Annotated in this window: 7 protein-coding genes; 5 read left to right on the top strand and 2 right to left on the bottom strand. The window is 61.7% G+C overall.

The genetic code is table 11. The features are described 5' to 3' along the window. Window positions 1–36: 36 nt before the first annotated feature. On the top strand, window positions 37–1,752 hold the full coding sequence (locus P2T68_RS21580) for an ATP-binding protein (RefSeq protein ID WP_069076374.1): 1,716 nt from the start codon (window positions 37–39) through the stop codon (window positions 1,750–1,752). A gap of 55 nt (window positions 1,753–1,807) precedes the next feature. Next, on the top strand, window positions 1,808–4,327 hold the full coding sequence (gene uvrA / locus P2T68_RS21575; protein ID WP_168233118.1) for an excinuclease ABC subunit UvrA: 2,520 nt from the start codon (window positions 1,808–1,810) through the stop codon (window positions 4,325–4,327). 351 nt (window positions 4,328–4,678) lie between these two features. Here uvrA and tkt read toward each other — a convergent pair whose 3' ends face one another. Continuing rightward, window positions 4,679–6,742, bottom strand: a complete 2,064-nt coding sequence (tkt, locus tag P2T68_RS21570; protein ID WP_277378254.1) for a transketolase — start codon at window positions 6,740–6,742, stop codon at window positions 4,679–4,681. A gap of 173 nt (window positions 6,743–6,915) precedes the next feature. On the opposite strand from tkt, the gene P2T68_RS21565 reads away from it, so the two are divergent. Continuing rightward, entirely contained in the window at window positions 6,916–7,140 is a 225-nt protein-coding gene (locus P2T68_RS21565; RefSeq protein ID WP_024075060.1) for a DUF465 domain-containing protein, read from the top strand. Between the two features lie 167 nt (window positions 7,141–7,307). Here P2T68_RS21565 and P2T68_RS21560 read toward each other — a convergent pair whose 3' ends face one another. Continuing rightward, window positions 7,308–8,684 (bottom strand): VOC family protein, encoded by a 1,377-nt coding sequence (locus tag P2T68_RS21560; protein ID WP_069076363.1) that lies wholly within the window; start codon window positions 8,682–8,684, stop codon window positions 7,308–7,310. 289 nt (window positions 8,685–8,973) lie between these two features. On the opposite strand from P2T68_RS21560, the gene P2T68_RS21555 reads away from it, so the two are divergent. Further along, window positions 8,974–10,383 carry an OprD family outer membrane porin gene (locus P2T68_RS21555; protein WP_069076364.1) on the top strand — a complete coding sequence of 470 codons (1,410 nt, stop codon included), beginning with the start codon at window positions 8,974–8,976 and terminating at the stop codon, window positions 10,381–10,383. A 68-nt stretch (window positions 10,384–10,451) separates the two neighbouring features. Then, entirely contained in the window at window positions 10,452–13,088 is a 2,637-nt protein-coding gene (locus P2T68_RS21550) for a glucosidase (RefSeq protein ID WP_277378253.1), read from the top strand. Window positions 13,089–13,106 lie beyond the last annotated feature (18 nt).

Below are 13,106 nucleotides of genomic sequence, written 5' to 3'. Positions count from 1 at the left end.
CACCGATCAATGTTTCTCTGCACCAAGAGCCTATCGATGCCTTTTTTATCCAACACCCACGGCTGTGAAGGCTGGGGCGGTGAAATGGCCCAGCGAATCCGTGCCTTCGACTGGTCGCACACCGACCTGGGCCCGCTGGATCGCTGGTCCACCAGCCTGGCCTGCACCGTGCAGATGATGCTGGCGTCGCCCGTGCCCATGGTGATGCTGTGGGGGCCGGCCGGCTACATGATCTACAACGACAGCTATTCCGTGTTTGCCGGTGGCCGTCATCCGTATTTGCTGGGCACGCCGGTGGAGCTGGGCTGGCCGGAAGTCGCCGACTTCAATCGGCATGTCGTGGACACTTGCCTGGCGGGTGGCACTTTGTCCTATCACAACAAGGAGCTGGTGTTGCTGCGCAACGGCCAGCCGGAAAACGTATGGCTGGACCTGTATTACAGCCCGGTCGCCGGAGATGACCAGCAGCCGGCCGGGGTCTTGGCGATCGTGGTGGAGACCACCGCCCATGTGATTTCCGAGCGCTTGCGCCAGGAGCTGACCCACAACCTGGAGCAGCGCGTTGCCGCCGAAGTGCAGGCGCGCTCCGTCGCCGAAGAGCAACTGCGCCAGTCGCAAAAACTCGAAGCCATTGGCGGCCTGACCGGTGGCGTGGCCCACGACTTCAATAACCTGCTGCAAGTGATCGCCGGCAATTTGCACCTGTTGGCCCGCCATGAGCCGGAAAACCCCCAGGTGCAGCGACGTGTCAACGCTGCCATTGCGGCGGTGGAGCGCGGTGCCAAGCTGTCCTCGCAATTGCTCGCGTTTGCGCGTCGCCAACCGCTGTCACCGGCGGTCTACAACCCGCAGCGCATCTACGCCGGTCTGGGCGAATTGTTGCAACGTGCATTGGGTGAAACCATCCATGTCGATGTGCAACTGCCCCAGGATTCCTGGTGCATCCACGTCGACCGCAACCAACTGGAAAACGCACTGCTGAACCTGGCGATCAATGCCCGGGATGCCATGAAAGGCGAGGGCGTGATTCGCATCACCGGCGAAAATATCATCCTCAACCCCAAGGATTGCGTCGGTAAAAGCCTGCAGCCCGGCGAGTATGTGCGCCTGGCGGTCACGGATATCGGCGTGGGTATGCCGGCGTCGATTCTGTCGCGGGTGTTCGAGCCGTTCTTTACCACCAAGCGCGATGGCCACGGTACGGGCCTGGGCCTGAGCATGGTGTTCGGGTTTGTCCGGCAAAGTGGCGGCCATGTCGAGGTGTGGAGCGAGGAAGGCAAGGGCACCGTGGTGCAAATGTATTTCCCGCGCAGCTTGGACGAGGAGTGCCAGGAGATCGAACCCGAGCCGGTATCCCATGCCGCAGGCCAAGAGACCATTCTGGTGGTGGAGGACAACGAGGGCGTGCGATTGACCGTCGTGGAGCTGCTGGAGCAGGCTGGCTATACCGTGCTGACCGCTGAAGACGGCGACCGGGCGATGCAGAGGCTGTTGGACGGAATGCGCCCCGATCTTATTTTTACCGACGTGGTGATGCCCGGCCGCGTCAAGAGTACCGACCTGGCCGACTGGGCCCGCGCCCAGCAGCCGCCGGTGGCGGTGCTGTTCACCTCGGGGCATACCCGCGACATTCTCTCCACCAACCACCTGCTCAGTGCCGACATTCATCTGCTGAGCAAACCCTACAGCCCCGAAGCCCTGACGCAACGGTTGCGCAGCGTGCTTACCGCCCGTGTGGCTCAGACCGATTGAACGAGCCCCCGCCCGGCAGGCTCCGAACCAGGACCTGCCCATGACAAGGTTGACCATGACTTCACAGCGCACCCTCCCTCCGCTCACTGCTCAACGGCCCGGGTTTGTCCGGGTTCGCGGCGCCCGCGAACATAACCTGCGCAATGTCGATGTGGACATTCCACGGGATGCCCTGGTGGTGTTTACCGGGGTGTCGGGTTCGGGCAAGTCGTCGCTGGCCTTTTCCACGGTGTACGCCGAGGCCCAGCGCCGCTATTTCGAGTCGGTGGCGCCCTATGCACGGCGCCTGATCGACCAGGTCGGCGTACCCGATGTGGACTCCATCGAAGGCTTGCCTCCGGCTGTGGCCCTGCAACAGCAGCGCGGTACGCCGAGTGCGCGTTCGTCGGTGGGCAGCGTGACGACCTTGTCCAGCCTGATCCGCATGCTGTATTCCCGCGCTGGCCACTATCCGCCGGGCCAGGCGATGCTGTATGCCGAAGACTTTTCGCCGAACCTGCCCCAGGGCGCCTGTCCGCAATGCCATGGCCTGGGCCGCGTGTATGAAGTGACCGAGGCGCTGATGGTGCCCGATCCGTCGCTGACCATTCGCCAGCGCGCCGTGGCGTCCTGGCCGCTGGCATGGCAAGGCCAGAACCTGCGCGACATCCTGGTGACCCTGGGTTATGACGTCGACATTCCCTGGCGCGACCTGCCGAAAAAGCAGCGCGACTGGATTTTGTTCACCGAAGAAACCCCGACCGTGCCGGTGTATGCCGGCTTCACCCCGGAGCAGACGCGCGACGCGCTCAAACGCAAGCTGGAGCCGAGTTACCAAGGCACTTTCAGTGGTGCGCGGCGCTACATCCTGCACACCTTCACCCACACCCAAAGCGCGCTGATGAAAAAGCGCGTCGCGCAATTTATGCAAGGCAGTGCCTGCCCGTTGTGCGCTGGCAAGCGGCTGACCCAGGCAGCGTTGTCGGTAAAGTTTGCCGGGGTGGATATCGGTGAGTTGTCGCAACTGTCGCTGGTACAACTGGCCGAGCTGCTGCGGCCGGTGGCGGCGGGGCAGGACACAATGAAGCTGTCGGTGGAAAAGCGCCTGGCTGCCCAGCGCATTGCCCAGGACCTGTTGGAGCGGGTCAGCACCTTGATCGAACTGGGCCTGGGGTATCTGTCCCTGGAGCGCAGCACGCCGACCTTGTCGTCCGGGGAGTTGCAGCGCTTACGCCTGGCGACCCAATTGGGCTCACAGTTGTTTGGTGTGATCTATGTGTTGGATGAGCCGTCGGCCGGGCTGCATCCCGCGGACGGTGAGGCGTTGTTCACCGCGCTTGAACGTTTGAAAGCGGCGGGCAACTCATTGTTTGTGGTGGAACATGACCTGGAAACCATGCGCCGCGCTGACTGGCTGATCGACGTCGGCCCGGCGGCGGGTGAACATGGCGGGCAAGTGTTGTACAGCGGGCCACCCGCCGGCTTGGCGGCGGTCGAGGCGTCGCAGACCCGCGAGTACCTGTTTGCCGAGCGACGCCCGTCGACGGCGTCGCAACGTCCACCCCAGGGTTGGTTGCAGCTCGAAGGCGTGACGCGCAATAACCTCAATGACTTGAGCGTGGCGTTCCCACTGGGCTGCTTCACGGCGGTGACCGGTGTTTCTGGCTCGGGCAAGTCCAGCCTGGTCAGCCAGGCGTTGCTGGAACTGGTCGGCAGCGGCCTGGGCCGCGTGCCGGACAATGACGAGGAACGCAGCCTGGAAGATGACGCGCCGCAAACCAGTGGCGGGCATATCAGCGTCGGGCTGGAACACCTGCGCCGTCTGGTGCAGGTTGACCAGAAGCCCATCGGCCGTACCCCGCGTTCCAACCTGGCGACCTACACCGGGCTGTTCGACAACGTGCGCAAACTGTTCGCCGCCACGCCGGCGGCGAAGAAGCGCCATTACGATGCCGGGCAGTTCTCGTTCAACGTCGCCAAGGGCCGCTGCGCGCATTGCGAGGGCGAAGGGTTTGTCAGCGTTGAATTACTGTTCATGCCCAGCGTGTATGCCCCCTGCCCGACGTGCCATGGGGCGCGCTACAACCCCGAAACCCTGGCGATCCAATGGCAAGGCCTGAACATTGCGCAAGTGCTGGGGCTGACCGTGGAGCAGGCGGTGGACGTGTTTGCCGAACAACCGGGCGTCCTGCGTTCGCTGCACGTACTGCGTGATATCGGCCTGGGTTACTTGCGCCTGGGCCAACCGGCGACCGAACTGTCGGGCGGTGAAGCGCAACGCATCAAGCTCGCCACTGAACTGCAACGCAATGCCCGTGGCGCCACCCTGTATGTGCTGGATGAGCCGACCACCGGCTTGCATCCACGGGATGTCGACCGCTTGCTCAGCCAGCTCAATCAGTTGGTGGACGCCGGGCATACGGTGGTTGTGGTGGAGCATGAAATGCGCGTGGTGGCCCAGAGTGACTGGGTGATCGATATCGGGCCGGGGGCAGGGGACATGGGCGGCAAGGTAGTCGCCAGCGGCGCACCGCAGAAGGTGGCCAGGAGCAAGAAGAGCCGCACCGCGCCGTTCCTTGCCAAAGAACTGCCCTGAATGCGGGAGGGGCGGAGCGACGCTTCGAGCGCATTTTTGTGGTGAGCGGGCTTGCCCTGATGCCGATCAGTTAAGGAGGAACACTGTAACTGTGGCCAGCGGGCTTGCTGTGGCGAGCGGGCTTGCCCTAATGCCGTTCAGTTAAGAGTACATCGCCTTCTGTAGGAGCGAGCTTGCTCGCGAAAAACGTCAACGATAACGCGTGTTTCCTGAATGAACGCGGCGCCTGTGAGTTTTTCGCGAGCAAGCTCGCTCCTACAAAAAAGCCTTAACTGAACGGCATTAGGGCAAGCCCGCTCGCCACAACAAGCCCGCTCGCCACAGGAGGTCGTGGGGCCGCCCACATTTTGTTCAGCGTTGCGTCAGTTGGATCTGCGCTCTGGCCTGTTTCACCACGTTCTCTGTAGTAAACCCGAACTTCTCCTGCAACTTCGCCAGCGGTGCCGACGCGCCGAAGCTGTTCATCACCACCTTGGCGCCGGTCTGGCCGACATAGCGATCCCAGCCCAGGGGGCCGGCCTGTTCCACCACGACCCTGGCCTTCACGGCCGGCGGCAGCACGCTGTCGCGATAAGCCTGGTCCTGGTCTTCGAACAGCTCCCAACTGGGCATTGAAACCACTTGCGCGGCAATCCCTTCAGCCTTGAGCTGTTCATAAGCCTCCACGGCAAGGCTGACTTCACTGCCCGTCGCGATCAGGATGACATCCGGCGCTTCAGCCCCCGCCAACACATACGCGCCTTTGGCCGCGCCGGACGCCGCCGCATATTTACTGCGATCCAGCGTCGGCAGTGGCTGTCTCGACAACACCACGCAGCTCGGCCGATGGGTTTGCGCCAGGGCGACTTTCCACAGCTCCAGGGTTTCATTGGCGTCACCCGGGCGTAGGGTCAGCAACCCCGGCGTGGCGCGCAGTTGGGTCAGATGCTCGATGGGCTGGTGGGTCGGGCCGTCTTCACCGACGCCGATCGAGTCATGGGTAAACACGAATATCACCGGCAATTCCATGATTGCCGCCAGTCGGATCGGCGGTTTCATGTAGTCGCTGAACACCAGGAATGTCGAGGTATACGGCCGCAAATACGACAGCGCCATGCCATTGGCAATCGCGCCCATGGCGTGTTCGCGGATGCCGAAATGCAGGTTGCACCCGCTGTAGTCGTCGGCACTGAAACGCCCGGCACCGTCGAAGGTGAGGTTGGTCTTGGTCGATGGCGACAAGTCCGCCGAGCCGCCGAGCAGCCAGGGGATTTGCTGGGCAAACGCATTCAATACTTCGCCGCCGGCGGCACGGCTGGCGATGCCCTTGGCATCGCTGTCGAAGTGGGGCAAGTGCTTCTGCCAGTGTTCCGGCATTTGCCCGGCACGCATGCGGTGCAATTCGTCGGCCAGCTCGGGCTCATACTGTTCGAGCAGCGAAAGGTGTTCGAGCCATTTTTCATACAGTGGCTCGCTGCGCTCAAGCAACGCATCACGCAACGCCGTGCAGGCTTCATCGGGTACCAGGAAGCTTGCATCCTGTGGCCAGCCATAGGCGGCCTTGGTCAGGCGGATTTCCTCCTCACCCAAGGGTTCACCATGGGCGGCGGCGGTGTTGTGCTTATGGGGCGAGCCATAGCCGATCACACTGTCGACCACGATCAGGGTCGGCGCGCCCCGGTTGCAATGGAAGGTCTCCAGGGCATTGGTCAGGGCTTGCAAGTCATTGGCATCGGTCACGTGCAGGGTATGCCAGCCATAGGCCTGGAAGCGCTTGATCACGTCTTCGCTGAATGCCAGCTCAGTGTGGCCCTCGATGCTGATGGTGTTGTTGTCATAGATCCAGCACAGCTTGTCCAGCTTCAAATGCCCAGCCATCGATGCCGCTTCGCCACTGATGCCCTCCATCATGTCGCCGTCGCCGCACAAGGTGTACACGTTGTAATCGAACAGTGTTTTTTCTTCGCGATTGAAGCGCGTGGCCAGCCAGCGCTCGGCCATTGCCATCCCGACGCTGTTGGCGCAGCCCTGGCCCAGGGGGCCGGTGGTGGTCTCGACCCCGGTAGTCATACGGTATTCCGGGTGCCCAGGGGTCTTGGAGCCCGCCTGCCGAAACTGCTTGATATCGTCCAGACTGATCGCGGCGTGCCCGGTACGCTTGCCCTCGGCATCCATCTCCACCACGCCCGCCAAGTGCAGCAATGAATACAGCAACATCGATGCATGGCCGACGGATAACACAAAGCGGTCACGGCCAGGCCAGTCGGGGTGCTGGGGGTGATAGCGCAGGAAGCGGCTCCACAAGGTATACCCGACCGGCGCCAGGCCCATGGGCGTGCCCGGATGGCCGGAGTTGGCCTTTTGAACGGCGTCCATGGCCAGGGTACGAAGGGTGTTGATGCATTGGGTGTCGACAGCGCTGGCAGCTTGATTCATGAACCGGTCTCCCTCAAGTGGCGATCTACAGTGGAGGGCAGGGCGCGGCAAAGGTTTGATCCCATTGCCCAGGTTGCGACGAACGGGACTGGTTTGCCGGCAAACATGACAAGACCCCTTGGAATGGGCTAGCTTCAAGGGCGTAGCCATTGATCAACTTGCGGAGGTAGGCCATGCCAGTGAAACACGACCTGTATCAGGACTTGGGGTTGAGCAAGGACGAAGTCGACGGGCGCCGGGCACAAAATGCCCGTTTGAACGCGCTGTTTGATAAATACAACAATGTTGACGAATTGGTGGTGAACGCTGAAAAGGCAGCCGGCAGCGATGACGAGATAAAGAAGCTGAAGGAAAGACGCTTGTTGGTTAAAGATGAGATCAAGGATTTGCTGAAGTAACGGGCGATCCGTTCAATGAGGGAGCGAGCCAATCGCTCCCTTGCACATTTTTTCAGAATTGACTGGAAGACATCCCGATCCCCGCTACCTATGATGCCCTCGCCCTCCCGGCTCCGGGGACCGTTGCGGCGCAGGATTGCGCTGATGGGCCGGGGGGGCGCTTAATTTCATGCCAGCAGTGCCTGGGTGCAGGCATCCATCGAACGCTGCTGCGTCTCCTCATACAACTTCAACTCATCAATCGTCTGGCGCCCCAATGCCTTCTCGAATTCAGCCTGGTTCGAATGAGCCGCGTAGTGACTCTGCGCCGCATCCCCCAGGTTTGATTGAAAGATCCCCGCCGCACTCACTGGCAGAAAATCTTCATATACCAACGGCTCTACCGCCACGTGGCCGGCGCTGGCCAATGCTTCCAGCGTGCGCGGCTGATCGGCCTGGCCGCGTGCCGCCAGGCCCTTGTCGGTGACGAAGTAGCGGAAGTACGCGAGGCCTTGCTCGCGCATCTGCGTGTGGTCATCGGGGAAGGCCTGGAAGTGCTGTTCCATCAATTGCACATAACGCTCGGCGTTGGATTCGTTCGGGAATGCGCCGAGTTCATCGCGGGCAGCGTTCAGCAGTTGGTCGTACAGGGCGCGACCTTTGGGCGTCAGCGCGACGCCGCGTTGTTCAATTTCACCGAAACGCGCGCTGTGGCTGCCTTGGGCGTCGGTGAACGCGATGGCTTCATCGAGGGCCTTGAAGCTGGTCTGGCGCAGCAGGATCGGGCAGCGGCGGCGCGGTGGGCCTTCGATCACTGCCTTGGGGGTAATGCCCTTGCCAGGCATGGCGGCCTGGACCTGGTCGATGTCCAGGGTGCGCGGGGTCAGGTGGTTGATGTGCGGGCCCTTGAACGCCACCACATCGGCGATCAGGCGGTGCTGGTCGCTGAGTTGCTGGTACTGCGCGGCGGTCACGGTGGCGGTGTGGTGCCAGCGGAAGGTTTCCAGGGCCTCGCGGATGAATGCGTCGGCATCCGCTGCGCCGAGGCCACCGTTCCGTTCCGCTTGCTCGATCAGGGCGAGGGCCGCGGGGGTGAAGATCGAACGCTTGGCCAGGGCGCTTTCAGCGAAGGCGCGCAGGTCGGGATTTTCGATCAGCTCCAGGCGCAGCAGCGAGGTGAACACGCGGAACGGGCTGGTTTGCAGCGCGCTTTCATGCACCGCGCGAAACGCGGTGGAGTGCACCGGCACGCCGGCCGGGGTCAGGTCGTAGTAACCCACCGGCTGCATGCCCATCACCGCGAACAGGCGGCTGATGGTGGCCAGTTCCGCGGCGGTGCCCAGGCGGATGGCACCGTGGCGCTCCATGTCCAGGCGCTGGATTTCCCCGGTGCGCTGCAATTGCTGCGCCAGGCCCGGGTCGCTGTCGAGCACGCGGGCGTTGATCTCGGCCACCAGCGTCATCAGCGCGCCGTACAGCGGAACTTCATCTCGGTACATATCGGACATGGCCTTGGAAAAGCCCTTGCGGATCTCGTCGGGGCTGACATGTGCGGTGGTGTGCATAGAAAAATTCCTGATGGCTATGGCGATGAGGGTGGCCTTTGCCTGGATTTTGTTGAGCTGCAGGCAGGCTTGCAAACGAAGATTCCTCTGGACTTCATTCTGCAAATGAATGAGATGACGTGAATATGACAAAAATCAGCAACGGATAAATTTCATTTTCCAGGGTTTTTCCTAACTAATTCTTCACGGAGTCCGCCCCGGCCGGCGTGAAAGAATCGTCACGTTTGTAAGGATGAAAACGTCATTTCGCACATCGCACATATAAAAAAACATTTAGGGGCCGCAGTTAATGAAAATTTCTACACTGGCGCTGTCGATCACCGCCGCCGTTCTTGCACAACAGGCATACGCCGATGATTTTGGACTCGGTTCCCTGGGAACCGGCAATGGTCATAGCGGCTTTCTCGAAGACAGCCATGCGTCCGTCAGTTCGCGGACCATGTACTACAGCGCGGATAACCGCTCGGGGACCAACAACGATCTGCGCGAAGCCGCGACAGCGCTGCGCTTTGACTACAAATCCGGTTTCACCCAGGGCACCGTTGGTGTGGGTTTTGACGTCATGGCCTTCGGCGCCCTGCGCCTGGACGGTGGCGACGGCCACACTGCGGGCGCCGGCCTGTCTGGTAACGGCAACAGCTTCTTCCCGACCAAGAACAACGGCACCGAGCCTGCCGACTCATTCGGTCGTGCCGCGGGTAACGTGAAATTCCGTATCTCCCAGACCGAGTTGCACGTCGGTGGTGGCTTGGCGCCGATCCTGCCTATCCTGGTGTCGAACGACAGCCGCGTTGCCCCGCAAACCTTTGACGGTGGCATCCTGACCTCGAACGACATTCCCAACGTGACCTTCACCGGTGGTGAGCTGAACCGCGTTGAAGGCCGCGCTTCCAGCAACTCCACGGGCCTGAGCGTGGCCGGTGGGACACGCGACAGTGACAGTTTCAAATTCGGTGGTGTGGACTACAAACCGTTTGGTTCGTCCGATAACGTCATCGCAAAAAACCTGACGCTTCAGTACTACTACGCCCAACTGCAAGACTTCTACAAACAGAACTACGTCGGCCTGGTCCACGTGCTGCCCTTGGGCAATGACCAGTCGTTCAAGACCGACCTGCGCTACTTCGACAGCTCCAGCGACGGCAAGAACGGCGAGACCGGCTATCAGTTCAACAACAACGGCGGCTACGCCAGGCACGCCGGCGAAGTGGACAACAAGACCTACAGTGCGGCGTTCACCTATCAATTGGGCGGCAGCAGCCTGATGCTTGGGCACATTGGTGTGGGTGATGACGGCGGCTTTGTGTGGGTCAACCAGGGCAGCCTTGCCGACCCACAGGCGCAAGGTGCCGGTGGCAGCGACTTCTATCTGTTTACCGATGCGGTGGTTGGCCAGTTCTCCCGTGCGGGCGAGCAGGTCAACTTTGGCCAGTACTCGTATGACTTCAAGGCCTACGTGCCCGGCTTGCGAGCGTCCGTGGCTTACCTGGACGGTTCGGATATCAAGTCGAAGGTTGCCGGTGGCCCTGACCAGAAAGAAAACGAAGCCGACTTCCGTCTGGACTACGTCGTACAGGAGGGTCCTCTGAAAGGCTTCGGTACCACCTTGCGTACCGGTACCTATCACGGCAAGAACACCGGCACCGCCGACCAGGACCAAACCCGCCTGATCTTCAACTACACGTACGCCATCTTCTAAGTCTTCATGTGCCCCGCACGTCGTTGGGTTCTACACTGCTGTGCACCTGGCAGGCGATGGAGGACCCAATGACGGCGACACCCGACACCCGGATACTTGAAACGATCGAAGGCCAGCGCCTGGCGACGCAGGATGCCGAGCGTTGGCGCGAGTGGGGCCCTTACCTGAGCGAACGCCAATGGGGCTCGGTGCGCGAAGACTACAGCGCAGACGGCGACGCCTGGGCCTACTTCCCCCATGAACATGCCCGCAGCCGCGCCTACCGGTGGGGCGAGGATGGCCTGGCCGGTTTCAGTGACAGGGCGCAACGCTGGTGCCTGGGCCTGGCGCTGTGGAACGAGCACGACGCCATCCTCAAGGAGCGGCTGTTCGGCCTGAACAACGCCGAGGGCAACCACGGTGAAGACGTCAAGGAACTGTACTTTTTCGTCGACGGCGTACCGAGCCATGCCTATATGCGCATGCTCTACAAATACCCCCATGCTGCCTTTCCCTATGCCGACCTGATCGCCGAAAACGCGCGGCGCGGGTTGGGCGATGCCGAGTATGAAATCCTCGATACCGGCGTGTTTGAAGACAACCACTATTGCGACATCAGCGTCGAATACGCCAAGCACCAGCCCGACGACATTTTCATGCGCGTCACCGTGCACAACCGCTGCGACCAACCGACACGCCTGCACGTGCTGCCGCAGGTATGGGCACGCAATGACTGGAGCTGGACCTTGGGTGCGCCCAAGCCAAGGTTGACGCTGGACGGTGACCGTGTGCTGGCCCGTCATCATGAGCTGGATGACCGGCATCTCAGTGCCTGGGGCCGGGATGGCGTCGAATGGGTGTTTTGTGAGAACGAGACCAACGTTTCCAAGCTGGACGGACAATCGGCGGCGGGGCCATTCAAGGACGGCATCAATGATTACGTCGTGAATGCTGTGCAATCAGCGATCCGCCGCGATTCGGGTACCAAGGGGGCCGCGCGTTTCATCCTCGAACTGGCAGGGCTGGAAAGCCAGACCCTCTATCTGCGTTTTGCGCCCACGGATGCGCCCGAGGTCAACGCCCGCAAGCTGTTCGAGCTGCGGCGTCAGGAGGCCGACGACTTCTATGCCGCCTTGCAACATGGCATTACCGATGAAGACGCGCGCAACGTGCAGCGCCAGGCCCTGGCCGGGTTGCTGTGGTCCAAGCAGCTGTACTATTTCGACGTGAACCAATGGCTCGACGGCGACCCGGCCCAACCCGCGCCGCCGCCCGAGCGCCTGCATATCCGCAATACCCATTGGCGGCACCTGTCCAACTTCGACATCCTCTCCATGCCCGACACCTGGGAATACCCGTGGTACGCCTCCTGGGACCAGGGCTTTCAGGCCGTGGCCATCGCGTTGATCGATCCGGGGTATGCCAAGCAGCAGTTGTTGTTGCTGGTGAAGGACCGCTTCATGCACCCCAACGGCCAGTTGCCGGCCTACGAATGGCGCTTTGATGATGCCAACCCACCGGTGCATGCCTGGGCCAGCTGGCGCGTGTATCAGCAGGACAAGGCGTTGAGCGGCGTCGGCGACATGGACTTCCTGGAACGGATCTTCCACAAGCTGCTGTTGAATTTTTCCTGGTGGGTCAACCGCAAGGATGCCGAGGGGCGCAACCTGTTCCAGGGTGGGTTCCTGGGGTTGGACAATATCGCCTTGTTCGATCGCTCGGCCACGCTGCCGCCGGGTTACCAGCTGGACCAGGCCGATGGTACGGCATGGGTGGCCGCTTATGCGCTGGACCTGATGCGGATCGCGCTGGAGCTGGCCAAGCGCAATGGGGTGTACGTAGACATCGCGGTGAAATTTTTCGAGCACTTCCTGTATATCGCCGGTGCCATCAACCGTGTCGATGACAGCGCCGAGGGCCTGTGGGATGAGCAGGACCTGTTCTTCTACGACGTGCTGCACCGCCCCGACGGCGAGAACGAACCGGTGCGCCTGCGCTCCATCGTTGGCCTGATGCCATTGTTCGCCGTGCTGGTGCTGGAGCAGCGTGAGCATGAGGGTCTCGAAGGCTTGCGCGAGCGCTTGCTGGGTTTCATGCGCCATCGGCCGGACCTGGCCAAGCTGGTGTCGCGCTGGAATGAACCGGGGCAGGGCAATCGGCTGTTGCTGGCGTTGCTGCGCGGTGAGCGTACCAAGGACCTGCTGCGGCGCATGCTGGATGACGATGAATTTCTCTCGTCGTTTGGCGTGCGCTCCTTGTCCAAGGCGTTCGCCGAACAACCCCTGGCATTGAAGATGAATGGCAACACGCTGTGCGCCCGTTACCAGGCGGGCGAATCCGATTCACGCTTGTATGGCGGCAACTCCAACTGGCGCGGGCCGTTGTGGATGCCGGTGAACTACATGCTGATCGAATCGCTGCGCGAATTTCATCGGTACTACGCGGATAACTTCTCGGTGGAGTACCCGACGGGCAGTGGTTACCTGTCATCCCTGGAGGACGTCGCCGACAGCCTCAGCCAGCGGCTGACGCGCTTGTTTCTGCGTGACGAAAACGGTTCGCGGCCCTCGATGGTCGGGTACGCGCAGCTGGAGGCGGACCCGGCCAGCCGTGACCTGGTGTTGTTCCATGAGTATTTCCATGGCGAAACCGGGCGTGGGTTGGGCGCGTCCCATCAGACGGGGTGGAGTGCGTTGGTGGCGCTACTGCTGCAACCCAGAAACTAAATACCACCGCAGACCCAA

It is taken from the genome of Pseudomonas sp. G11 (assembly GCF_029457515.1).
GTDB classification, from domain to species: domain Bacteria; phylum Pseudomonadota; class Gammaproteobacteria; order Pseudomonadales; family Pseudomonadaceae; genus Aquipseudomonas; species Aquipseudomonas gorinensis.
This window is presented reverse-complemented; position numbering and strand designations above follow the sequence as displayed.